Below are 23,515 nucleotides of genomic sequence, written 5' to 3' on the forward strand. Positions count from 1 at the left end.
ACGATGTTCGAGGTCGGAGATTGCGTTGTGTTCTTGCTGGACGGCACGAGAGGTACCGTAATGGAAGCCGGGGAGGGCTTATACCACGTAGCTTGGGAGGATCAGTTCGTAAGCTGGGAGCGGGAAGAGCTGCTGGAGAAGATTCAGCTCCGGAGTTGAAAACGCATACGTTAGATGTCGGCCGCTCTCCTGCCTTGCAGGGGAGCGTTTTTATTTTGTGAGGGCGTGAAAGATGCAGGAACTTTGGCGGTTTTTGTCGAATAATCTCTCATCAGCTTGAAAGGGGGCATGTGCATGCTCCGAACGAAGGGATTTTCGATACGCACGATGGTGTGTGCGCTTGTCGTTGCAACCGTCGTGATTACGCTGGGAATCAGCTTGTTGATCAGCTATCGCAACGAGAAGAATTCGTTGATGACGATGAATTTCCAGCTTAACCACATGTATACGACAAAGATCAGCGATACGGTCAATGAGCTGTTCGCTTCGATGAAGCAGAACTTGAAGTACAACGCCGAACATATCGCGAAGGGCGGTCTGAGCCGTCCTGACCTGGACGAGCAGGTGAAGCTAATTCAACAAACAAATCCCATGTACAAAGCGGTCGTCGTGGTCGATAAGACCGGCAAAGTGATCAGCATTGCATCGGAAACCGATACGGGGCTTAAAGGCAAAACCATTGAAACGGTCGGCGCCAAGCAGGCGCTGCAGGAACGAAAGCCGCTTATTTCGGAGCCCTATATCAGTGCGGCGAATCAGTTGATTATTATGGTCAGCCATCCGCTGTGGGGCGCCGACGGCGAATATTTGGGGTACATCGGCGGTACGATCCGTCTGCACGAGACCAATTTGCTGAATACCATTCTAGGGGATGTTGCACAGTCCGGTAACGGTACTTACGCCTATGTGGTCAGTGCCTCCGGCGCGTTGCTGTATCATCCGGATAAGAGCCGCATTGGGGAGCGCGATATTGTTAATCCGATTTTTGCAGAGATGCTTTCCGGGCATAGTGGCGTGAAACGGATCGTGAATTCGCGCGGAGTCGATATGCTGGCCAGCTACACTTATATGAAGGAGACCGGGTGGGGCGTAGTCACGCAAACGCCGACTGACGTCATCTTAACGGCGTCCAAGCGTCCGATTCTGAGGGTGGCGCTGTATATGGCTCCGATTCTGGTGCTCTTGCTGCTCGTTATCTATTGGTTGATCGGTAAAATGTCAGAGCCGCTGACAAAGCTCTCTAATTTCGCCTCGGTGCTGTTAACCAGCAAGTCCGTGCGCGATGAGGTCCCTCGCATTCATTCCTGGAATAGTGAGGCCAATGCGATGCACCGGGCATTCGTGCTGGCTGTCGGCCAAATCCGAAGGAGATTCGACCATTTATCGCTGGAGGCACAGACCGATCCGCTCACCGGACTGTACAATCGGCGGACGATGGATCTCTATATCCGCACATGGATTGCGGAGGAGCTTCCTTTTGTCATTATGGTGCTGGATTTGGATCACTTTAAGCAGGTCAATGATACATATGGGCACGAGATGGGCGACGAAGTGCTGCGGTTTCTGGCTGCCAACATGCAAGCGCAGTTCGAGGCAAACCATATTTGCTGCAGATATGGCGGGGAAGAATTCGTCGTGCTGCTGCCGGAAACGGGGCTTGAGACGGCGCTGATCTACGCGCAAAATCTGCGCACGATCATGGAAGAAACGGACAGCCCCGTTGGAAGGCCGGTCACGCTATCGATGGGCATCGCGCGGTACCCGGACACGGCGCAGGATGCGGCCGTCTTATTCCGCGACGCGGACGAGGCGCTCTACCGTGCCAAGCATCTGGGCCGCAACCGCGTGGAGACGGCGAACACCGCCGCTTCGGCGCATATGCTCTAGCCGCTGCGCGTCGTAAAGGGGCGCCGTCCGTGGGAAGAGCGGCTCGTAGGGCGACTCAATAGCGCGAAGTTGGCGAAAAGAGCGGAAGAGTGGCTCGTGGAGCAACACATCAGTGCGGAAGTTAGTGGAATGAGCGAATGAGTAGCTCGTGGAGCAACACAATAGCGCGAAGTTGGCGAAATGAGCGGAAGAGTGGCTCGTAGAACGACACACCAGTGCGAAGTTGACGGAATGAGCGAAAGAGTGGTCCGTGGAGCAACACGATAGAACGAAGTTGGCGAAAAGAGCGGAAGAGTGGCTCGTGGAGCAACACACCAGTGCGAAGTTGACGGAATGAGCGAAAGAGTGGTCCGTGGAGCAACACAATAGCGCAAAGTTAGCGAAAAGAGCGGAAGAGTGGCTCGTGGAACAACACAATAGCGCGAAGCTGGCGAAATGAGCGGAAGAGTGGCTCGTGGAACAACACAATAGCGCGAAGCTGGCGAAATGAGCGGAAGAGTGGCTCGTAGAACGACACACCAGTGCGAAGTTGACGGAATGAGCGAAAGAGTGGTCCGTGGAGCAACACGATAGAACGAAGTTGGCGAAAAGAGCGGAAGAGTGGCTCGTAGGGCGACACAATAGCGCGAAGTTGGCGAAAAGAGCGGAAGAGTTGCTCGTGGAGCAACACAATAGCGCGAAGCTGGCGAAATGAGCGGAAGAGTGGCTCGTGGAGCAACACATCAGTGCAATCGAGCCCATACAAAACAAAAAGGAGCAGCTCTCAGCCGAGAGCTGCTCCTTTTTCCAGTGCATCGAGAAGCAAAAGTATGATCTAACGTTGGTTGGTTCGCCCCCGGATGCCATGAGAGCAAACGCTTTATGTTCTCTACTTCTGCGATGAGCGCATGCTTTACGCATTCCAACTCTAACGGTTGTGACAGTGGTTATTTGGGCTAAATTCATCCTTTTTATATGCTAACGGTTGCCAGCGAGCTTATTTATACGATTTCCACTGGAAATCGACCTATTTGCTGCAAATAACGTCTGTCACAACCGTTAGAATTTCCAAAAGGCTTATTTTCACAAAATAGCCACGCTGACAACCGTTAAAGTTTTGTTCATGAACGCATAGACACCAAAGTGGCAGTCGAGACTACTTCGGCGGCCTCCAAAAGAGCAGCTCTCAGCCGAGAGCTGCTCTTTCTACATCCACGCTCTACATCCACGCTCTACATCCACGCTCTACATCCACGCTCTACATCCACGCTCTACATCCACGCTCTACATCCACGCTCTACATCCACGCTCTACATCCACGCTCTACATCCACGCTCTACATCCACGCTCTACATCCACACACTACATCCACACTCTACATCCCAAACTCCACATTCCAGCGTCTACTTCATCTCAACTTCTCCTATTTCTTCTCCGCTGTCATCATACTATCCGGCGAGTGGCTGTTCAGGATGCGAAGAATCGTATCTGCCTGCTGAGGCGGATAGTACAGGAAGCCTTGAATGTCATGGCAGTGGTTCTGCTGCAGGAAGAACAGCTGGTCCGGCGTTTCAACGCCTTCTGCGATGATGGTTAAGCCGAGATGGCTTGCCATCAGCATAATGGCCAGAATGATCGCCTCATCCTTAGGTTCCTTGGAGATGCCGTTTACGAAAGAGCGATCGATCTTGATCTTGTCGATTGGCAATCGCTTCAGGTAGCTAAGGGAGGAATAATGGGTGCCGAAATCATCGATGGAAATCGTGATATTGAGATTGCGCAGCTCCTGCAAGGCGGCCGCGTTCTCGTCCTGCATGGCCAGATTCTCCGTAATCTCCAGCTCCAGATAGGCGGGATCGAGTCCGGTTTCGGCCAGTATCGACTTAATTAGCTCGGTAAGTTTGTTACGCTGGTTGAATTGGCGGGCGGACAAATTGACGGCGACCCGGATGGGCTCGGCGCCGGCGTCCTGCCACACCTTGCTTTGCGCGCATACCGTACGCAGCACCCATTCCCCGATCGGTTCAATCAAGCCGCATTCTTCGGCGATCGGGATGAAGATAGAAGGCGGAATTTGTCCGCGCTTCGGATGATTCCAACGGATAAGGGCTTCAAGCCCGATAATCTTCTTCGTCTTAATTTCCAGCTGCGGCTGATAGTAAATCTCGAATTCTTTGTTCTCCAGCGCGCGCCGCAGGCTGTTCTTGATATAAATTTTCTCCTGCACATCGGCATTCAGCGTATCGTCATAAATCCGGTAGTTGTTCTTGCCCTCTTCCTTCGCGCGGTACATCGCGGCATCCGCATACTTCATGAGCAGCTCCGCATCGTCGCTGTGTTCAGGGAAGACCGTGACCCCAATGCTTGCGGTCACGTAATACTCCATCCCTTGCAGGACAAAAGGCTGCTGGAACAAGTTCACAACCTGCTGCGCCATATGGTGCAAATGCGCCAGATCCTTCAAATACGGCAAAATAATCGTGAATTCGTCGCCGCCGATGCGCGAGAACGATTCGCCTTTGGTCAGCAGCATCGTCATCCGCTCGCCGACTTCTTTCAGCAGCAAGTCGCCATAGGAATGGCCGAGCGTATCGTTAATGAGCTTGAACTGATCCAGATCGATGAAGAGCAGCGCGAAGCGACGGTTCTTGCTGCCGGCCGTGAGGATGATTTCTTCGAGCCGTTCTTGGAAGAAAGTACGGTTGTTGAGTCCGGTTACCGTATCGCGGTAAGCCATCTGGCGGAGCGTCCGCTCGGTGCCTTCCAGCAGCCGATATTGGGTACGCAGCTCATCCTCGGTAGCAATCAGCTCCTCGTAGGTAGCTTCCAGCTGTTGATTGGTGCGCGTCAGGTTATTCGTCCGCTCGTTCACCATCACTTGAAGTTTATGTTTCTGAGTCATCTGAATATATATCAAGTAGATAAGCAGGATCAGCGCCAATAGGAAAATCAGCTGAATAATCTGGACCTTCGTATCAATCGCGTTCAACTTCGCTTTATTCGGCAGTGCGGCAATCTCCCAGCTTCCTTCGGCCAGATAGACGTTCTCCAGCAGCGGAGACCGTTCATAGAGGCTCGGATCCCCGTAGATCACGTTTTTGCCCGCTTTTACAGCCAGATCAATGCCCTTGTTCACCTTCGTCAGACCGGCCTCTTCCAGAATCGGCGGCACATCGAGTACGATGGAGACGAAACCCCAGAACTCACGCTGAACGAAGATGGATTGCCTGGACAATAACCCAAGACCGCCTTGCGTAAGCTCGAACGGACCGAAGATCGTTTTGACATTCAGATGCTGCGTTCGCAGGGCATTCTCGCGAATATCGGAATTGGCATGATTAAAGAGATCGAGCCCGATGACATTCTCATTCCCTTTAAGCGGATAAACAAATTTAGCGATACCGCCGGGATAGACGGACAAGTTGCGAATGCCTTGGATAGGGCCGATGAAACTTTTGGCGAAACTGTTAAAATGGTTAGAATCAAGCCCATGCTGCGAGTCCATCAGCGAGGTATCCACGAATGCTTTAAGCCCGTCCGAGAGCAAGAGCCTGCGCTCCAGAGATAGTGTCAGTGAGGAGGCATTCGCAGCCAGCTCTACGGATGCGTCATGGTAGACTTCTTTATGCAGCCAGCGGCTGTAGGCGCTTGTGATCCACCAGAAGCAGCTGCCAAGAAGCAGCGCGCTGGCGAGCAGGATGAACCAAGTCTTCCGGGGAGTCGTGTATCTCAATTGCGAGTCGTCATTTAAGTTATACAAGATGCAGAACTCCTCTCGAGCATAAAGGGAAATAATAACCAGTCGTTATCAATTCGTCACGAATCGACAAATTCCTCCATTCTTCGGTATAATATGCTGTCTTCTTATCAAATCTCTGCCACAGGGTCACACTAGCAGAAACACAAGGCAGATCCTTACGTTAATTCATGATGACTACATAGAGAAGGGATGAACAAGCGTATGAATAGATGGCATCCATTGCCGAAGGTAGATCTTCATGTTCATCTGGACGGAAGTCTCTTGCCAGCCACTGTCCTTGATATCGCTGCGGCGGAAGGCATTGAGCTGCCTGCAGGCGATGCGGCAGGACTGATTCCTTACATGCAGGTCGACGATGAGTGCCGCAGCTTGCCGGAGTATTTAAGCAAGTTCGATTTTACGACCCGGTTCATGCAAACCGGTGCTGCGCTGGAACGAGTCGCATATGAGACGCTGGCGCAAGCAGCCTCCCACAATTGCCGCTATATCGAGGTCAGATTTGCGCCGCAGCTGCACAGACTCCGCGGACTTCGGCCGGAGGAAACGATCCATCACGTCATTGAGGGGTTGAAGCGGGCGGAGCGGCAGTTCGATATCAAAGGCAGGGCGATCGCGATCTGCATGCGCCACCATGGCCGTGAGGAAAATCTGGAGGTTATTGAAGCAGCGGCTCAATATGCCGGACGCGGTCTGGTCGCCGTTGATTTGGCGGGGGATGAGGCGTCATACCCGCCGGAGCTGTTCCGCGAAGTGTTCGCGCTTGCCCATAAACGTTCATTGCCGGTTACGATCCATGCGGGCGAAGCGGCAGGGGCGGAGAATGTATATGAAGCCGTCAAGAATCTGGGCGCGTCGCGTATTGGTCACGGTGTCCGCTTGAGAGAGAACCCGGCCATACTCCAGATGATGCTCGAGCAGCGCATTCCGCTTGAAATGTGCCCGGTCAGCAACATCCAGACGAAGGCCGTAGCGGACTGGGATGTCTATCCGATCCGCGATTATTTCGAACGCGGATTAATCGTCACGCTGAATACGGATAATCCAAGCGTCTCGGGTACGGATATTACGCGCGAATACCGCATCGTTTCGGAGAAGTTTGATTTTACGGATGCGGAGCTGGCCTCCATCATTCGTAATGGCGTGAATGCAGCCTTCTTGGAGGACTCCGAGAAGAAGGCGCTGAAGCAGCGCATCGACCAAGAGCTGCAGGAGCTCGGAATAAAATAATGCGATCACTCGTTCGGTTGCTGGCAGGATTTTCTTCTTTCTTCATCGAAGATTAAGGAGAAGGATTCAGCCAATATGCCAAGGAGGAATTCGCTACAATGGGACAACGGGTTGTTTTGTTAATCGGGACGAATAAAGGGGTATTTCAATATACCTCGGATCTGGAACGGAAAGAATGGAAGCTGAGCGGTCCTTTTCTTCCGGGCTGGGAAGTGTACAGCGTGCTTGGAGACAGCCGTCACGGCAACCGGATTTATGCAGGCACTTCGCATGCGGCTTACGGTGCTTCGATCCGCGTATCGGATGATTTCGGCGAAAGCTGGACGCAAGTTGAGAATGGCCCGTCTTACACCCAAGAGAGCGGATTCGCTCTTAATCGAATATGGCAGCTCGTTCCCGGGGCAGAGCCGGATACGCTGTATGCCGGGGCCGAGGAAGCGGGTTTGTTCGTCAGCTACGACCGCGGCGTGAATTGGCGCGAGCTGAAAGGGTTGACCGATCATCCGACAAGACCGAACTGGTTCCCGGGAGCGGGGGGCATGTGCTTGCACACGATTATTATCGATCCGTCGAATAAACATTGGATGTGGGTTGCCATGTCGGCGGTCGGCGTCTTCCGTTCGGAGGATGGCGGCGAGACATGGAAGGCTTGCAACAATGGACTTGCGCGAGTCCCAACGGGACAGCCTTCAGATGAAGTCGGCTACTGCATCCATAAGATGGTCATCGATCCGAAAGATTCGAACACGCTGTACATGCAGGAGCACGGCGGCGTGTTCAAATCGACGGATGGCGGCGACAATTGGTTCGCCATAGAAGAAGGCTTAACCTTGAAAGGCGACGATGCACCGTTCGGTTTCCCGATCAGCGTTTCGCCGACAGGGGATCTGTTCCTTGTTCCGCTGGAGAGCAGCGAGCAGCGTTCCATGAAGGGCGGCAAGCTGCTTGTCTACGGCATGGCTCCGGGCGAGAGCCGCTGGGAGCCGGTCGGCGATGTCATGCCTGATGAGGAGCGCCACGTCAGCGTGCTTCGTGACGCCATGGCTGTCGATCCGCTCGATCCGTACGGCCTTTATTTCGGCACGACATCCGGCGAAATCTTCTGCTCGCTTGATCGCGGCGTAACGTGGGACAGGCTGCCCGGGCAGTTCTCCCGAATTCTGACGGTCAAACCTTGGATCATAGAGGAGTAATGCGCGTGCGTATTCAAGTATCCGTGCCGCTTCTGCTGAGCGACTGCACGAAGGGCAAATCGGCATTCGAGCTGGAGGCGGAGACGCTTCAGGAAGCGCTGCAGCTGCTGGTGGAGGAGTATCCGCTGCTGAAAGTGCATCTGTATACGGAGCAGGGCGAGGTGCGCAAGCATGTGCTGCTTTACTATAATGCCGATAATATTGCCTGGCTGGAGCGGCTTGATATTCCGCTTGCGGCAGGCGATAAGCTGCGCGTGCTGCAGGCTGTTTCCGGCGGGTAATTTGCAGGCGTTTTGATAAGTTATAGATCTTGATAGAGAGCCGTCCAGTTCTGCTGCAATCCAGCATAACGGACGGCTTGATTTGCAGGGAAAGGGGTTGAGGGGTATTGAGTCTTGAAGAACATTCTACGAACCGGGAGCGCTATTCCCGGCAAATGCTGTTCCCTCCAATTGGGGTCAGCGGGCAGCAGAAGATTGAGGCCGCAACCGTTGCCGTCGTGGGCATGGGCGCGCTCGGCACCGTCATCGCGAATCATATGGCAAGAGCCGGAGTCGGCCATCTGCGTATTATCGATCGCGACTATGTGGAGCGGAGCAATCTGCAGCGGCAGATGCTGTATGACGAGGACGACGTGCAGCAGGTCAGGCCGAAAGCGGTCGCCGCCAAGCGGAAGCTGGGACTCATAAACGCTGACGTAGCGGTCGAGGCAATCGTCTCGCATGTGACGGCCGAGAATGCGGAGGAGCTGCTTGCCGGTGCCGATCTCGTGCTGGACGGAACGGATAATTTTCAAACCAGGCTGCTGCTCAACGATGTGTGCTTCAAGCGCGGAATCCCGTTCATCTATGGCGGCGCGGTCAGCTCGCATGGCATGACGGCGGTGTTTATCCCCGGCCAAACCTCTTGTTTGCGCTGCCTGCTCGGTGCAGGAGACAGCGGTGGGGACACTTGTGATACCGTCGGCGTCATTTCGCCGATCGTCGATATCATCGCTTCCCTTCAAGCGGTGGAGGCGCTCAAGTTTATCGTCGGCGCGACAAGCGCGCAGCGGCAGGGGTTGCTGTCGCTGGAAATTTGGCAGCATCAGATGATGGATCTGAAGCTGCCGCCGGCAAGAACCGATTGCCCAACTTGCGGTTCGCGGCAATTTCCATCCTTGCAGGCGAGGGCCGGCGGCGGGGCGGTAACGCTGTGCGGCAGGGAGACCGTTCAAATTAGCGGCTCGCGGCCGCTTGATCTGGAACAGATGGCTGCGAAGCTTGAGCGTTCTTGCGAGCTGCAGCGAAATCCGTATTTGCTCAAAGCTTTGCTGCCGGAAGGAGAGCGGCTTGTCCTGTTTCCGGACGGGCGTGTGCTCGTGCAGGGAACGGAAGATCTCGATCGTGCCCAGTCGCTTTACGACCGTTATATCGGTTCGTAAATTTTTTGTAAATTTACGTATGGGAGAAGCAAGCGCAGGTCATAATAGCAGAGGGCAAGCGAAATAGCTTGCACTTTGCGGATGGCCCGGGTGAAGGCAACCTAAAGAAACAGTTAAGAAATGGAATCACGTTGCTTTTAACATATAGATATGCTAATATGATCTTAGTCGGAAAAGAACCTGAATTCACATATTGAAAAGGGTTGTCATAACGCGAGATGGTACCTTTTTCAATGTGTGATTTTTTTATTTGCTAAACGAATAAAAAGTACATGTTAATTTAATTTTGGAGGTTTTCCTAATGCAAACAGGAACAGTTAAATGGTTTAACGCAGAGAAAGGTTTCGGCTTCATCGAAGTTGAAGGCGGCAACGATGTATTCGTACACTTCTCCGCAATCGTAGGCGAAGGCTTCAAGTCCCTTGACGAAGGCCAACGCGTTGAGTTCAACGTTGTTCAAGGCAACCGTGGACCACAAGCAGAAAACGTTGTAAAACTGTAGTTTTATAGCGAACAACAACAAACTGCCCTTAACGAAAGTTGAGGGCAGTTTTTTTATAATTCCGGGGAGGGATGCGCCTTGTATAATCGTAAGAAAATCGTGGAGGATATCCCTGAAGAGAACACAGCCATTTGGAGCTGTGAGACAGAAGGCTGTAAAAGCTGGATGCGCGACAACTTCGCCTTCGATGTTGCACCTTCCTGCCATGTGCATCATACGCCTATGGTCAAGAGCATGAAAATGCTGCCGGCATTGAACAACAACAACTCGTTAAAAAGCTCAAAAAACTAGTCGTCCCTTGTAGGACGGCTTTTTTTTTTGCGCGAATAGAGGGATAGATGGTACAATTGAGGAACAAATGTTCGAGTTGGGAAGCTTGAAGGAGATGCCATGGGAGATCATATACAGCTATCTGTCCGTGCTTTGGTGGAGTATGCCTATCGGAGCGGCGATATCGAATCCGGGTTTCATGTGATGAGCTCGATGACAGAAGGCACGAAGGCTCATCAACGCATCCAGAAGCAATATGGCGAACAAGATCAGAAAGAAGTATATGTAAGCGCGGAGATCGTCATGGATGATCTTCTCTTTGTCATAGATGGACGCTGCGATGGGCTGCTCGTCGACGGAGAAGGCGGCAGCCTTATTGTGGATGAAATTAAATCGACTGCCGGGCGGCTGCCGGAGGAGATTGACCATACGTACCCCGTTCACTGGGCGCAGGCCAAGTGTTACGCATATAGCATCGCCAAGGATCGCGGGCTTCAGGAGTTGACGGTGCAGCTGACCTATGTGCAAGTGGAGAGCGAGGAAGAGCGGCGATTCAGGCAACGGGTGACCTATGATGAACTCACGCAGTTCGTTCACGAGATGGTAAGAAGTTATTATCCGTGTGCGGCGCAGCAGCTGCGACATAAGGAGCTTCGAAATCGCAGTATCCACGGACTGGCTTTTCCTTTTGCAGCCTATCGGGAAGGACAGCGGAAGCTGGCGGGCGCTGTTTATCAGACAATCTCCGAGGGTCATAAATTGTTTGCGAAAGCCCCGACGGGCATCGGCAAAACGATCTCTACGATCTTTCCTTCCGTTAAAGCGATCGGGGCAGGCCTGCTGCAGCGTTTCGTTTACTTAACGGCGAAGACCATTACGCGTACGGCTGCGGAAGAGGCGTTCGCCCTGCTGCAGACGAATGGGCTGCATATGCAGGTGGTCACCATGACGGCGAAGGAGAAGATTTGTTTTCAAGAGGAAGTCCGGTGCTCGAAGGAGCATTGCCCCTATGCGGACGGTTATTACGATCGGATTAATGAGGCGCTGCTGGATTTGCGATCGAACGAAACGCTTATTACGCGTGAAGTGGTTGAAGAATATGCACGTAAACACACGGTCTGCCCATTTGAATTCGCGCTGGATGCGGCGTATGGGGCGGATGCGATGATTTGCGACTATAACTATGTCTTTGATCCGCGCGTCAGCTTGAAGCGTATGTTCGAGGAGCAGAAACGGCAAACGGCGCTGCTGATTGACGAGGCGCATAATCTGGTGGATCGGGCGCGGGAAATGTATTCGAGCGATCTTAATAAAGCGGACTTTCTGGAGATGCAGCGGGCATTCAAGGGCGTGAACAGCGAAGTTCATGGAGCGGCCAAAGCGGTCAATCAATACTACATCGCGCAGCGCAAAGCGCTCGGGGAACAACGGCAGGAGGTGACGGAGTCGCTGCCGGAGCCGCTTGTGAGTTTGGTGGAGCAGTTTGCTGCTGCCGCAGAGAAGGAACTGCTTGCGCCGGCCGGGGGCAGCGCGAACCCGGAGCTGCTGGACTTGTATTTTCGAAGTCAAAGCTTCGTTCGCATCGCGGAGCTGTTCGATGAGCGGTTCGTGACCTATACGGAGAGCTTGCGTGGGGATATGCGCACCAAGCTGTTCTGTCTGGATCCCTCCCATCTGCTCGGGGTGATGAGCAAGGGATACCATGCGATGGTATTCTTCTCGGCTACGCTGACGCCGCTCAATTACTTCATGGATATGCTGGGCGCCGGAGAGAGCGAAGGGAGCTACAGCATAGTGATTCCGTCCCCTTTCTCGGCGGACCAGCTGGAAGTGACGATTGCGCCATTATCTACGCGGTATCAGGATCGGGAACGGACGAAATTTCCGATTGCCGCGCTCATCGCGAAGGTGACGCAGGAGAAGCGGGGCAACTATTTGGTTTTCTTCCCTTCCTATGCCTACATGAATGATGCATATGAGCAGTATCAATTGCTTGCCGGTTCAAGTTCAAGCTCGGTGAGGACCATGGTGCAGGGGCCGGGCATGACGGAGGAAGAGCGGGAAGGTTTTCTGGCTGCTTTTCAGGGAGGGTCCGGGGATACGTTGGTTGGTTTTGCTGTTATGGGCGGCATCTTCTCGGAAGGAATCGATCTTGTCGGGGATCGTCTTACGGGCGTAATTGTCGTCGGGGTTGGCCTGCCGCAAGTCGGGCTTGAGCGTGACATTATGAAGGCTTATTTCGACCGGACCGACCGCAATGGATTTGATTATGCGTTCTTATATCCCGGTATGAATAAGGTGCTGCAGGCGGGCGGGCGTCTCATCCGCTCGGAGCATGATCGCGGAAGCTTGCTGTTGATTGACGACCGCTACCTGCAGCCTCACTATAACCGGCTTCTGCCGCCGGAGTGGCTTAACTATCGCGTGCTTCGTGCCAATGAGGATCAGATGGACCCGAACACCTTCGTGCCGCGGGGTTGATTGCCTTGATCATCGGGCTCAATGGTGATGCCGATGCTGTCGTAATCGAGCTTCTCCGATTTGATAGGCATCGCGAGCAGGCCGATTCCGCGATCCGCTTGGCCGACACGGAATGTACCGGCGCTCGTACGGACGCCGTCCTTGATGAGCCAGACTTGGTAGGCTTCCGCGCCTGTAGTTGCCGAAGCGCCGAACAGATAGACGACGAACTGCCGGCTCTGGCCGTTATCTACAATACAGGCAACGCCGGAGGATTTGCCGGCGAGCGGACCTTGTGCTTTCAGCGGAACAAGCTCGCTGATTTGAGCGGCGGATACGTGAAGCGCCTGCTCTACCGGTAGCGGAGCCAGTTGTTGCTCATGTCGAAGCTGGATGTTCCATACGGACAGCAGTACGATTCCGGCAATTGAAGCGGCGAGCAGCCCGGGGAGCATTTTGCTCAAGCGAGCTCGAGCTCGGGACTTTCGTGGCCGCCATTCCGCAGTGCGGTGAACTGCCGGGTCGCGAAGCGTGTGCTCCGGACGGACGGCAAGCGCGGCATCCATCACCTGCTGCTTCAGATCTCGAGGCGGCTCAATCCATTCAATATCAACGGGGAGTGCATCCCAGGCTGTACGCAATTCCAGCAGCTCCTTCTGACAGGCGTCGCAGTGAGGGAGATGAAGCTCGAAAGCGAGCGATTCATCTTCGTTGCATGCGCCGGAGACGTATTCCAGACACAGCTCGCACGGGGATGCAGGCAAAGTATCGTTCTTCTCCATCACAATCCCTCCTCTTCTGCCGGCAAATGTCTGCGTAATATTTTGAGCGTTTGATGCAAGCGGTTCTTCACGGTACCGAGCGGTTGATTATAGGCGGCAGCGAGCTCGCTTAAGCTGTATCCCTGCCAGTAGAAATGCTCCAGCAGCATGATTTGCTGCGAGGACAGGTGGCGGTAGGCGCTGCGAATTTGTGCTTTGAGCGATTGGCGCTCGGCGCTCTCCTCAGGAGAGGTGACGGCAGCATCGGGAATACGCTCAAGCTCCTCCGGTACATAGGGAAGAAGCGGAGCGTTGATGCGCCGCTGCTTGCGCAGCCAGTCGGTTGTCATATTTCGCGTTACGGTAAGCAGCCAGCTGGTGTAGCGGCCTTTGTCCGGATTGTAGTCCGACTCGGTCGTCCACAACCGCATGAAGACCGACTGCGTGATATCTCGGGCGGACTGTTCATCCTTCAGCGACTTCAATGCGAACGAATAGACAAGTGCCGCGTAACGATCGTATAGAACGGACAGCGCCTTGTGCTGCTTGGCTTTGATGAGCAGCATCAATTCATGGTCAGCAAGATTGTGCATACCGGTAAGCCTCCAGAACAGACGTCGATAATCAAGACAAGTGTAGCAGAATCACAACAGAGAGGGTAACCGCATAAGCCGCGGCTACCCTGGTAAACGTTACGCAATTGGAAGGTTATTTGGCGGATACGATAATCGTTGCCTGCATAGCCGGATGAGGCGCGCAGTAGTAAGAAAATTCGCCTTCGGTATCGAAGGTAACGGACTTTTCTTCATCGAGGCCGAAGAGGCCTGTATCGAAGCTGCCATCGTCTGCCGTAGCGGTGTGCTTGACCTTATCCCGATTGATAAATTTCACGGTATCGCCCGGGCGGATGGTCAGACTGCTGACGGTGAAAGCGAACTCCTTAATCTCGACCGTATAGGTTTTACTCTTTACTTCGGCCTTCGAATCGCCCGCAGCCGGTTCATCCGGCTTCGTCTCGGTTGCCGGCTTTGTTGCCGGTTTAGTCGCAGGCTTCGCAGCGGGTTTCGTTGCCGGTTTGGCAGCAGGCGTTGTGGTCTTCGAATCATCTTGATGGGCATCATGGTTGGAATCGCCCTTCGTGCCGCCTTTATCATCGGTTGCCGGCTTGGGGTCTGCCTTGTCGTCATCCGGCTTTGTCGCAGCCTTAGAATCGTCTGTCTTAGGCTCCGTTCCCGCCGCAGCATTCCCATCATCGTTTGTTGAAGTGCTGTCTCCCTTATCGTCTGCCTGCGTATCGTCAGTCGCAGCGGCAGGGTCAGTGGTAGGTTCGGTGGCAGGCTGTTCGGCTGAGCTATCGTCTGCTGAGGCGTTAACAGAGCTGTCCTCGCCGGAGCCGGACGAGTCTGCCGTGTCATTCATCGCCATTTCGCTGTGATTGCCGTGATTCTCTGCAGCGGCGGAATTATTATTGCTGCTGCAAGCGGACACCAACAGGCAAAGCAGCAAGCCTAAGGCGGCCAACGGATATCCTTTGTTCCACGTCGCTCCTACTCGGTTACTCCTCGTTTTCCTCTGCATGCGAAGTCACTCATTTCACAATAATTTGGCCTGTCATGAACTTCTTGTGGGGCTCGCAGAAATAATCGTACGTACCCGCCTTGCTCATCGTAATCGTGAACGATTCTCCTTTTGCCAATAACGGGGTGCTGAAGCTGCCGTCAACCGCTACGGCATTGTGTTTCATATCGTCATAGTTGGTGAAAATGATTTTGGAGCCGACTTCAACGGTCAGTGGGCCGGTGCCGAAGGAATACTCTTTAATATCCACGTGATAGGTTTTGACTTCCGCGCTGGCCGTTGTGCCTTTGAAGGCAACGGGATCAATCACATACCAAACGTTGTTCAAGCCCTGTCCGTTGACATTGCCATGTGCCGAGTCTTTGACGAAATAATAGAGCGGGTAGCCTTTATACGTAGATTGTTTACTGCCATCGGTGCGCGTAATGACGCCGAAATCAGAGCTTGCAACGCCGGTAGGTGCATGTGTACCGGTAGCGAGATAAGCCGGCCAATTCGCCAGACATGTACCTTCGCAAACGCTGCTGCCGGCTGTGTCTTTGTCAAAATAGTACAAGGTGCGTCCATTTGGGTCTGTTAAGTAGTTGCCGAGGGTTGCGGAAGTGCCCAGCATAGCGGCGTAATCGGATTTGGCTGCGAACCATACGCCGCCGACTGCCTCGCCATTCACATCGCCGGGAGCGGTATCTTTGGCAAAATAGTAAAGCGGCCAGCCTTTATACGTCGTTTGCATCGTACCGTCAGCACGCATGTACATCCCGAAATCGGCCGCGTTCAGGGATGCGGGAACTTGCAGCTGATCCGCATGAAAGATCGGCCATGCTTGCAGGCAGCTGCCTTGGCAGGACTCCAAGTCAGCGGCGTCCTTCGTGAAGTAATAAAGGGTGCGTCCCTTGCTGTCCGTTAAGTAGGAGCCGAGTTTAGCTGCAGCGGCAAGTCCGATATGCTCGCCTGTCGGGAGTACGGCTGAAGCGGCAATTACGTTCGCCTGCTGCAGTTGGGCGAACAATGTCGCGCCTTTCGCGTTCGGTGCGTTCAGTGCCTCAACAAGTGCCGTGGCGATATCGGCGTTGGTCAGCTCGGCTGCGCCGGCGATGTTCTTCAGCCCTTTGCTCTTGGCGAAAGCGAAAGTAGCGCTGTATTGGAAAGCAGTGCCGGATTTGTAGCCCAGCGCTTCAAGCAGTACTTTATAGAACTGCTGTGCGGTGATGGAAACGAGGGGGTTGAAGTTGCCGTTGCCCGTACCGTTCCAGCCGAGCTCGGCGTGAGCGTTCAAATAAGCCAGAATAGCTTGGTTGCTTTTACTTACGAGAGAAGCATCTTTAAAGTTGCCTGTTTCTGTAAATGCTTGCGCTTCAGACAGTTTTCCTTGAAGACGTAATGAAATAATAGCGGCTTGGAGCCTTGTGGACGTCTTGCCGAGATAGGCGGCTGAAACGCCGGTGCCGTCGCCTAACAGCAGGCCAAGCTTAGCGGCTGTGTCCGCATCTGTTGTAACCCCTGGGGAGCTCTCTGCTGCCGAGGCGTTTAGAACAGGGAGAAGCATGGCCAGACATACGGTTAAACTCAGCAAAAAAAGCCCAAACCTTCTTGCTTTATTCATCGATCTTCCTCCTCATAATAGTCGTTCTATTAGGAGGTAACGATGAGATAAGCCCGGCGGTTTGAGCGAATTTATATAAATTCGATTTATTTAGCCTCGGTGAGCGATTTCTCGTACACATTGATCCAGAAGCCGTCGATGACGGAAGCGCCGCGATGCGCATAGCCGTTATTAAGGAACAGCTTTTTGGCTCCTAGCTGGTTGGTTAAGGCGTCCAAATAAATGTGGCGGAAGCCGAGCTCCTTGGCTCGCTGCTCTAATTTCGTCAGCATCATCTGGCCATAGCCGCGCTGCTGAAAGCTCGGGTGGACGCGAAGCCGTTTGATTTCGGCTGTCTCTTCGTCGAGCTTCTTCAGTCCGCCCATCGCTACAACGACGCCGTTCTGGCCTGTTCCGACAAGAAAGTCGCCGCCGCTCTCCAGATACTGCTCGTCGATATGGAAAATATCATGGTAATGCTGATGAGTCGGTTCTACGCCTGCTGCGGAAATAACAAGAAGATGAAGCCGCCAGATGTCGTCGTGGTCTGCGGTAGAATAACGCCTAATGTTGAACATAGCATTCTCTCCTTTTCCTAACCGGACTGTGAGCAAGCAAATGCTTTATATGTTATATAATCTAACATAAAACAAAGGGTTAGTGACAGTTTTTTGATGGGATTGCCGAGATTAAGATTAAAATATGCTGCGTGTGATATATCCATGTTAGATTTCAAGAATAAAATGGTTTGTTGTTGAATACAGGGTGCTTTTGCACAATAATGAAGGTACTGGGATCGCGATGGACGACACTAGCAGTGTTAAAGGTTTGACCATGCCGGTGTAAAGAGGTGAGTGGAGACATGAAAGTAGTCGTTGTTTCGGATACGCACATGACGCGGATGGCCAAGAAGCTGCCTGATCGGCTGATTCAAGAGCTTCGGGGTGCGGATGCGATAGTGCATGCGGGAGATTGGATGACGTTGTCGGTATGGGATATGCTGCGTGCATTTGCTCGGACGGAAGGCGTGGCAGGCAACAATGACGGGGATGATATTATCGCCAAATTCGGCCACCGCAAAGTACTCGATATTGGCGGGCTTCGCGTCGGCTTGGTGCATGGTCACCTGGGGCCGGGCAAGCGCGAGGATACGGAAACGAATGCGTATCGGTCTTTTGATCAGGGCAGCGTGGACGTGATCGTGTTCGGGCATTCTCATGTCCCGCTTATTCGGGAGCGCAGCGGCGTGCTGCTGTTTAATCCGGGCTCGCCGACAGATAAACGCAGGCAGAAGCAATATTCATTTGGTATTTTCACAATAGAAGGCGGCTCGTTATTGACAGCTGATCATGTCTATTACGACGATAAGAGCTAAGAGCAGGGGAGATTGGAAAGCTATGGGCGCGAAGATGCGTAATGTTGGCATATTTGCTCATGTCGATGCAGGCAAAACGACCACGACCGAGCAGATGCTCTATCAGAGCGGGCATATTCGCGCGCTGGGCAGCGTGGATACGGGAACAACGCAGACGGATTGGCTGGATGTCGAGCGGGAGCGGGGCATTTCGGTGCGTGCCGCCGTGACGCGGTTTGCTTGGAAGGATACTCCGATTAATCTCGTGGACACGCCTGGCCACGTCGATTTTTTGTCTGAAGTGGAGCGCTCGCTTCGTGTCATGGATGGTGCGGTTCTGATCGTATCCGCTGTCGAAGGCGTGCAGGCGCAGACGGAAGTGATCTGGCAGGCGCTGCGCGATCTATCGATACCAACGATGATCTATGTGAACAAAATGGATCGTGTGGGAGCAGACGCTTTGGCGGTATTGGATCAGCTGCAGCGATTGTTATCGCGCCAGGCGGTGCCTGTCGCGGCGCCGATTGGGGCGGAAGCGGATTTTGCGGGTTCTTTGTCCATGTTGGACGAGCGGGCGTTGGATGAGTTGGTGCAGGGTGAGCGAGTGCTGGTGGAGCAGGTGCTGGATGAGCGAGTTTCGGTAGAACAGGTGCTGGATGAGCATCCGTGGGCGGAACCGTATCGGCGCATGTTGGTGGAGACGGTTGCCGAGCAGGATGAGTCGCTGCTGGAGGCCTACCTCGAAGGGCAGTCGGTTGATGACGCGCTGCTTAGGCGAGTGCTGGTTGAAGGCGTGCATCGCAGCACGCTGTTTCCGGTTCTGTTCGGTGCATCGAATCGCGGGCTTGGCGTGAAGGAGCTGATGGATGCGGTTTTGGCGTATTTGCCGGCTCCGAGCGGGTCGGAGGCGGCTCCGGTATCGGGCGTGATTTTCAAGATGGAGCGGGACCCCGTGATGGGCAAAATCGCATACGTGCGCCTCTTTGAAGGGGTCATTCGCAACCGCGATACGGTGCTCAATTACAGCCGGGACATGCAGGATAAAGTGACGCAGATTCGGCGCGTGACCGGGCAGAAGACGGAAGATATCGGAGTACTGAAGGCCGGAGATATTGCGGCTGTCTATGGGTGGAGCCGCGCTCGAATCGGCGATGTCATCGGCGCGCCTGAAGGTGTGTTGGGCGAGAAACGGCTTGCGGTGCCGCTGCTCACCGTCCAGGTGCAATGGAAGAACGAAGCCGAGTATCCGGCTGTCGTTGCGGCATTTCAGGAGCTGGCGGATGAGGATCCGCTGCTTGATTTGCAATGGCTGCAGGATGAGCGGGAGCTGCATTTGAAAGTAATGGGGCCGATTCAGATGGAGGTGCTCGCCTCGATCTTGCTGAGCCGATTTAAGCTCGAGGTCAGCTTCGGCGCACCATCGGTCATTTATAAAGAAACGCCTGCGTCGGTTGGCGAAGGGTATGTCGCGTATTTGATGCCGAAGCCTTGCTGGGCGATCCTGCGTTTTACGATTGAACCGGGTGAACGGGGAAGCGGGATCGTATATCAATCACTCGTTCGGGGCGAGCGGTTGCTGGAGAGTTATCAGAATGAGGTTGCGAGGCGAGTGCCGGAGGCGCTGCAGCAGGGACTGCGCGGCTGGGAAGTGACGGACCTGCGCGTCACCCTAATTGAAGGCGAGCATCATGTGTGGCACACGCATCCGCTCGACTTCGTCATTGCGACGCCTATGGGCATCATGAACGGCCTTGCGAACACGGGTACGAAATTGCTGGAGCCGCTGCTTCATTTTCGGCTCTCCGTGCCGGAGGAGTACGGCGGCAAGCTCATGAACGAGCTTGTCCTGATGCGAGGCGAGTTCGACGCGCCTATCGTGCGCCAAGAGCGAATGGAGCTGGAGGGCACGCTTCCCGTTGCCACAACGCTCGACTTCCCGGCACGCCTCGGCTCCATGACGAAAGGCCGGGGCACGCTCACGACCTTCTTCGCCGGCTACCGCGAATGCCCGCCTGACGTTGACGTTTCGCGCCAACGGCGCGGCGTCAACCCGCTCGATCAGGCGAAGTATATTCTCGCCGTGCGGAACGCGCTGAGCGGGTAGTTCTTACCGCCGAAAGCAGGAGGAGATGGAGCTGAGAGTCGAGAAAAGAGACTCTCAGTGGTCAAACTAGCTGATATTTCTCCTCGCCGCGTGGTGAAAGTCGGAAAAGCCGACTCTCATCGTCGAAAACACAGGGAATTGGAGCTGAGAGTCGGGAAAAGCGACTCTCAGCAGTCAAACTAGCTGATATTTCTCCTCGCCGGGTGGTGAGAGTCGGAAAAGCCGACTCTCATCGCCGAAAACACGAAGAAATGGAGCTAAGAGTCGGGAAAAGCGACTCTCAGCAGTCAAACTAGCTGATAATCCTCCTCGCCGGGTGGTGAGAGTCGAGAAAGCCGACTCTCATCGTCGAAAACATAGGGAAATGGAGCTGAGAGTCGAGAAAAGCGACTCTCAGCTCTGAAGTGAGATTGATTGTTGCAAGTGTAAGCGAAAATGCCGCTAACGGAGCAGAGAATAGCTAGTTTGCTGCATCGATAGCGGATATACCGCTTATCGAGCCGATTTTGGGTCGAAATAAGCACCACATGCGGATTTCCCGGACTTTAAGCGGAAATGCAGCTTACGCCGCAGAAACGAGCTAGCTTGCAGCATCGATAGCGGAGCACCGTGCCCTGCCGCTCCAACCGCCCCCAAAACACAAAAAGCTGAGAAGGCCGCCAACAACCGCCTTCTCAGCTTTTTTTCATATCGTCACGCGGTCGCCGCGCGTAGTCGGCGACGAAATCACGAGGAACTCCACCGGTTCGGTGGCGGAGCCGAGCATTTGATGAGGGGTCAGCGGCGGCACCTCGACTCCCTCTTGGGGCGCAAGGATGATCGGCACGCCGTCGACCTCAAGCGTCGCGGTGCCGGACAGCATGAAGAAAAATTGTCGCGACTGCTCGTGGTAGTGCCGCACCTCGATGGCTCCGGCGGGCATCCGTTCGAGGATGATGCTGAGCTGGCCATTTTTCACCAGATGCCAGCCGTCGCACGCGTCGCCCCAAACATAATGCTCTGCATTCTGTTTGCTCACTTTCACGCCTATCCCGCCTTAATAGCCGCGCTGGTACTGCCGCGGCAGAAACGCTGCAGCCTCGCTGGAGCCCTTATCGGCTACGGCTTGGATCGCATGCAGCGCCCAATACGGGTCGCGCAGCATGCCCCGTGCAACGGCCACGAGATCCGCATTGCCATGCGCGATCGTCGTGTTCGCCAGCTTCGGCTCATCGAGCAGGCCGACGGCGATGACCGGCACCTTCAGTGCGTCCTTCACTGCCCGAGCGAGCGGCACTTGATAGCCGGCATAGATCGCCGGGCGGTTAGCGCCGGTAACCGGAGCTTCGCCGCCGCTGGAGACATGGAAGATATCGGCGCCGACCTCTTGATAACGCCGGAAGATCTCAATGCCCTGCTCAACCGTATAGCCGCCTTCCGAGAACTCGGCCGCGGAAACCCGAACGATTAAGGGCATATCGGCAGGCATCACGCTTTTTACCGCCTGAATCACTTCCGCGCCGAACAGCGCGCGGTCTTGACCGTATTCATCCTCGCGGCGGTTCGTCACCGGCGATTGGAATTGGTGTATCAAGTAGCCGTGAGCGGCATGGAGCTCAATCGTATCGACACCGGCTTCTACCGCGCGGCGAGCGGATTCACGGAATTTGACCACGATGGCTTTCACTTCATCGGTCGTTAGTGCACGTGGTGTACGGTAGGCATCACTGAAAGCGATAGCGGAAGGAGCCACTGGGTCCACCGCTTCTTCAGCCTTACGGCCGGCGTGGGCAATTTGAATGCCGATCTTCGCGCCTTGTCGATGAACTTCCGAAATAATACGGCGATAAGCCGGGATCTGCTCATCCGACCATAAGCCGAGGCAGCGCTCGGTGATCCGGCCATCCGGCTCGACATCGGTCATTTCCATAATGATAAGGCCTGTACCACCAACCGCGCGAGTCACATAGTGGATATAATGCCACTCGTTCGGCGTACCGTCCTTCGCGTCAACGGAATATTGGCACATCGGCGCCATAACGATACGGTTTTTGAGAGAGAGGCTCTTCAGCGCAAAAGGTTCTGCTAATCGGTTCAACATTCTCCACTCCTTTATATTTAAATCACTGATGAAAAAGTCAACGTGAGGCTCAGCCTCAGTATACCCCTGTCACTTACATTTTGAAAGTGAAATTCCTCCCACAAGCTGGGAAACGGGAATTAGTCGCGCAAATCCGTTATACTAGAGAGAACTAACCATCGGGCAGGCAGGGAGAAGTTATGCAAAGTCAACAAACCATCATGAGCAATAGAGGACTGCTTCAGGAAGCTGAGACCTATATCCGACAATTCGGCAGCGAGCTTGATATAGATGAAAAGGTGACTGTGGCGCGTATAGCGGAAATCACCGCAGAGATCACGGCCACCGGGACGTATACGCATACGTTGGAGGAGCTTTCCTATGGGGCTAAGCTCGCTTGGCGCAACAGCAACCGGTGCATTGGGCGGCTATTCTGGGATTCGTTAACCGTTCAGGATGCGCGAGAAGCGACATCTTCGGCGGATATCGCCAAAGCGGTTTTTCGCCATATTGAATATGCCACGGGCGGAGGCAAAATATTACCTTCTATTACCGTCTTCGCCCCCTGCACGGACGCCGACTCGCCTCTTATCCGCATTTGGAACGATCAGTTGATCCGTTATGCGGGCTATCAGAAGGAAGACGGATCCGTCCTCGGCGATCCGATTTCGCTCCAATTCACGCAAACGTGCATGGAGATGGGCTGGCGCGGGGCAGGAACTGCGTTCGACGTGCTGCCGCTCGTGATCCAAATCGGCTCGCAGCCGCCGGAGTGGTTCGACATGCCAACTGATATTGTTCTCGAGGTACCGCTTGTACACCCGGACTATCCCGCTTTCGAAGAGCTGCAGCTCAAATGGTACGCCGTTCCCTTCGTCTCGAACATGCGTCTTGAAATCGGCGGTCTCCATTATACGGCGGCTCCGTTCAATGGCTGGTATATGGGCACCGAAATCGGCGCGCGTAATCTCGCAGATCCGTTCCGATATAACATGCTGCCGGCTGTCGGAGCTTTGATGGGCTTGGATATAAGCAGGGAGATCACGCTATGGCGCGATCGGGCGCTCGTTGAGCTGAACATAGCAGTGCTGCATTCCTATAAAGCGCAAGGAGTGACGATCGTCGATCACCATACCGCGAGCAAGCAGTTCTCCTTGTTTGCGGAGAAGGAACGGCGCAACGGACGAACGCCGACCGGTCGATGGTCTTGGTTAATTCCGCCGCTGTCTCCGGCGACGACGGCCATTTTTCACAATCGCTATGAGGATGTCGAGCTGAAACCGAACTATTTTGCTCAGAAAGCGCCTTATGACTCGTAATCGATAGGTTGGCAGACAGGCGATACGGACAAAATAGGGATAAACAGTGGAGAAAAC

At 54.2% G+C, this 23,515-nt stretch carries 20 protein-coding genes; 12 read left to right on the forward strand and 8 right to left on the reverse strand.

Annotation, left to right across the window (positions count from 1 at the left end; genetic code table 11):
- The first annotated feature begins 3 nt into the window (after positions 1-3).
- Together BM412_RS32260 and BM412_RS27220 are read left to right on the forward strand one after the other, a co-directional pair.
- Positions 4-159 (forward strand): hypothetical protein, encoded by a 156-nt coding sequence (locus tag BM412_RS32260; RefSeq protein ID WP_177246116.1) that lies wholly within the window; start codon positions 4-6, stop codon positions 157-159.
- A gap of 135 nt (positions 160-294) precedes the next feature.
- Positions 295-1,887 carry a sensor domain-containing diguanylate cyclase gene (locus BM412_RS27220; protein ID WP_177246117.1) on the forward strand — a complete coding sequence of 531 codons (1,593 nt, stop codon included), beginning with the start codon at positions 295-297 and terminating at the stop codon, positions 1,885-1,887.
- Positions 1,888-3,289: 1,402 nt separating this feature from the next.
- Here the strand turns inward: BM412_RS27220 and BM412_RS27225 are convergent.
- Complete coding sequence (locus BM412_RS27225) at positions 3,290-5,626, reverse strand: bifunctional diguanylate cyclase/phosphodiesterase (RefSeq protein WP_091224845.1); 2,337 nt, start codon at positions 5,624-5,626, stop codon at positions 3,290-3,292.
- 201 nt (positions 5,627-5,827) lie between these two features.
- Between BM412_RS27225 and add the strand changes: the two genes are divergently transcribed.
- The 7 genes from add (at position 5,828) to BM412_RS27260 (ending at position 12,722) form a co-directional block, all read left to right on the forward strand.
- Entirely contained in the window at positions 5,828-6,853 is a 1,026-nt protein-coding gene (gene add / locus BM412_RS27230) for an adenosine deaminase (RefSeq protein ID WP_256256617.1), read from the forward strand.
- 98 nt (positions 6,854-6,951) lie between these two features.
- The gene (locus BM412_RS27235) at positions 6,952-8,046 is read left to right on the forward strand and encodes a WD40/YVTN/BNR-like repeat-containing protein (protein ID WP_091224847.1); all 1,095 of its coding nucleotides are present in this window, start codon (positions 6,952-6,954) and stop codon (positions 8,044-8,046) included.
- A 5-nt stretch (positions 8,047-8,051) separates the two neighbouring features.
- Positions 8,052-8,327 carry a MoaD/ThiS family protein gene (locus BM412_RS27240; RefSeq protein ID WP_177246118.1) on the forward strand — a complete coding sequence of 92 codons (276 nt, stop codon included), beginning with the start codon at positions 8,052-8,054 and terminating at the stop codon, positions 8,325-8,327.
- 107 nt (positions 8,328-8,434) lie between these two features.
- On the forward strand, positions 8,435-9,469 hold the full coding sequence (locus tag BM412_RS27245) for a ThiF family adenylyltransferase (RefSeq protein ID WP_371264863.1): 1,035 nt from the start codon (positions 8,435-8,437) through the stop codon (positions 9,467-9,469).
- A 301-nt stretch (positions 9,470-9,770) separates the two neighbouring features.
- Positions 9,771-9,971: a cold-shock protein gene (locus BM412_RS27250; protein WP_025337122.1), complete on the forward strand. Its 201-nt coding sequence runs from the start codon at positions 9,771-9,773 to the stop codon at positions 9,969-9,971.
- Positions 9,972-10,049: 78 nt separating this feature from the next.
- On the forward strand, positions 10,050-10,262 hold the full coding sequence (locus BM412_RS27255; RefSeq protein WP_090980204.1) for a cold-shock protein: 213 nt from the start codon (positions 10,050-10,052) through the stop codon (positions 10,260-10,262).
- 99 nt (positions 10,263-10,361) lie between these two features.
- Positions 10,362-12,722, forward strand: a complete 2,361-nt coding sequence (locus BM412_RS27260; protein ID WP_091224849.1) for an ATP-dependent DNA helicase — start codon at positions 10,362-10,364, stop codon at positions 12,720-12,722.
- Here BM412_RS27260 and BM412_RS27265 read toward each other — a convergent pair.
- From BM412_RS27265 to BM412_RS27285, 5 genes are all read right to left on the reverse strand, one after another.
- A complete protein-coding gene (locus BM412_RS27265) occupies positions 12,686-13,483 on the reverse strand; it encodes an anti-sigma factor (RefSeq protein ID WP_091224850.1) in 798 nt (265 codons plus the stop codon). The genes BM412_RS27260 and BM412_RS27265 overlap by 37 nt on opposite strands.
- On the reverse strand, positions 13,483-14,055 hold the full coding sequence (locus BM412_RS27270) for a sigma-70 family RNA polymerase sigma factor (protein ID WP_091224851.1): 573 nt from the start codon (positions 14,053-14,055) through the stop codon (positions 13,483-13,485). The genes BM412_RS27265 and BM412_RS27270 overlap by 1 nt, the downstream gene beginning before the upstream one ends.
- 115 nt (positions 14,056-14,170) lie before the next feature.
- A complete protein-coding gene (locus tag BM412_RS27275) occupies positions 14,171-15,040 on the reverse strand; it encodes a cupredoxin domain-containing protein (protein ID WP_091224852.1) in 870 nt (289 codons plus the stop codon).
- 10 nt (positions 15,041-15,050) lie between these two features.
- The gene (locus tag BM412_RS27280; protein WP_091224853.1) at positions 15,051-16,643 is read right to left on the reverse strand and encodes a plastocyanin/azurin family copper-binding protein; all 1,593 of its coding nucleotides are present in this window, start codon (positions 16,641-16,643) and stop codon (positions 15,051-15,053) included.
- Positions 16,644-16,729: 86 nt separating this feature from the next.
- Positions 16,730-17,200 (reverse strand): GNAT family N-acetyltransferase, encoded by a 471-nt coding sequence (locus tag BM412_RS27285; protein ID WP_091224854.1) that lies wholly within the window; start codon positions 17,198-17,200, stop codon positions 16,730-16,732.
- 284 nt (positions 17,201-17,484) lie between these two features.
- Between BM412_RS27285 and BM412_RS27290 the strand changes: the two genes are divergently transcribed.
- Together BM412_RS27290 and BM412_RS27295 are read left to right on the forward strand one after the other, a co-directional pair.
- Entirely contained in the window at positions 17,485-17,997 is a 513-nt protein-coding gene (locus tag BM412_RS27290; protein WP_091224855.1) for a metallophosphoesterase family protein, read from the forward strand.
- A 22-nt stretch (positions 17,998-18,019) separates the two neighbouring features.
- Positions 18,020-20,080 (forward strand): GTP-binding protein, encoded by a 2,061-nt coding sequence (locus tag BM412_RS27295; RefSeq protein WP_091224856.1) that lies wholly within the window; start codon positions 18,020-18,022, stop codon positions 20,078-20,080.
- Between the two features lie 685 nt (positions 20,081-20,765).
- Here BM412_RS27295 and BM412_RS27300 read toward each other — a convergent pair.
- On the reverse strand, positions 20,766-21,104 hold the full coding sequence (locus BM412_RS27300; protein ID WP_091224857.1) for a cupin domain-containing protein: 339 nt from the start codon (positions 21,102-21,104) through the stop codon (positions 20,766-20,768).
- Positions 21,105-21,116: 12 nt separating this feature from the next.
- On the reverse strand, positions 21,117-22,160 hold the full coding sequence (locus BM412_RS27305) for an NADH:flavin oxidoreductase/NADH oxidase (RefSeq protein ID WP_177246119.1): 1,044 nt from the start codon (positions 22,158-22,160) through the stop codon (positions 21,117-21,119).
- Positions 22,161-22,360: 200 nt separating this feature from the next.
- Between BM412_RS27305 and BM412_RS27310 the strand changes: the two genes are divergently transcribed.
- Positions 22,361-23,458, forward strand: coding sequence for a nitric oxide synthase oxygenase (locus BM412_RS27310; RefSeq protein WP_177246120.1), 1,098 nt, complete (start codon positions 22,361-22,363; stop codon positions 23,456-23,458).
- Positions 23,459-23,515: the final 57 nt, after the last annotated feature.

The sequence above is a fragment of the Paenibacillus sp. BC26 genome, from assembly GCF_900116125.1.
In the GTDB taxonomy this organism is placed as follows: domain Bacteria; phylum Bacillota; class Bacilli; order Paenibacillales; family Paenibacillaceae; genus Paenibacillus_Z; species Paenibacillus_Z lignilyticus.

Excerpts from the sequence above, each read along its gene's own strand:
- BM412_RS27250 (WP_025337122.1), top strand. The coding sequence starts at position 9,771 with ATGCAAACAGGAACAGTTAAATGGTTTAACGCAGAGAAAGGTTTCGGC.
- BM412_RS27260 (WP_091224849.1), top strand. The coding sequence starts at position 10,362 with ATGGGAGATCATATACAGCTATCTGTCCGTGCTTTGGTGGAGTATGCC.
- BM412_RS27285 (WP_091224854.1), bottom strand. The coding sequence starts at position 17,200 with ATGTTCAACATTAGGCGTTATTCTACCGCAGACCACGACGACATCTGG.
- BM412_RS27295 (WP_091224856.1), top strand. The coding sequence starts at position 18,020 with ATGGGCGCGAAGATGCGTAATGTTGGCATATTTGCTCATGTCGATGCA.
- BM412_RS27265 (WP_091224850.1), bottom strand. The coding sequence starts at position 13,483 with ATGGAGAAGAACGATACTTTGCCTGCATCCCCGTGCGAGCTGTGTCTG.
- BM412_RS27280 (WP_091224853.1), bottom strand. The coding sequence starts at position 16,643 with ATGAATAAAGCAAGAAGGTTTGGGCTTTTTTTGCTGAGTTTAACCGTA.
- BM412_RS27235 (WP_091224847.1), top strand. The coding sequence starts at position 6,952 with ATGGGACAACGGGTTGTTTTGTTAATCGGGACGAATAAAGGGGTATTT.
- BM412_RS27305 (WP_177246119.1), bottom strand. The coding sequence starts at position 22,160 with ATGTTGAACCGATTAGCAGAACCTTTTGCGCTGAAGAGCCTCTCTCTC.
- add (WP_256256617.1), top strand. The coding sequence starts at position 5,828 with ATGAATAGATGGCATCCATTGCCGAAGGTAGATCTTCATGTTCATCTG.
- BM412_RS27270 (WP_091224851.1), bottom strand. The coding sequence starts at position 14,055 with ATGCACAATCTTGCTGACCATGAATTGATGCTGCTCATCAAAGCCAAG.
- BM412_RS32260 (WP_177246116.1), top strand. The coding sequence starts at position 4 with ATGTTCGAGGTCGGAGATTGCGTTGTGTTCTTGCTGGACGGCACGAGA.
- BM412_RS27220 (WP_177246117.1), top strand. The coding sequence starts at position 295 with ATGCTCCGAACGAAGGGATTTTCGATACGCACGATGGTGTGTGCGCTT.
- BM412_RS27275 (WP_091224852.1), bottom strand. The coding sequence starts at position 15,040 with ATGCAGAGGAAAACGAGGAGTAACCGAGTAGGAGCGACGTGGAACAAA.
- BM412_RS27310 (WP_177246120.1), top strand. The coding sequence starts at position 22,361 with ATGAGCAATAGAGGACTGCTTCAGGAAGCTGAGACCTATATCCGACAA.
- BM412_RS27290 (WP_091224855.1), top strand. The coding sequence starts at position 17,485 with ATGAAAGTAGTCGTTGTTTCGGATACGCACATGACGCGGATGGCCAAG.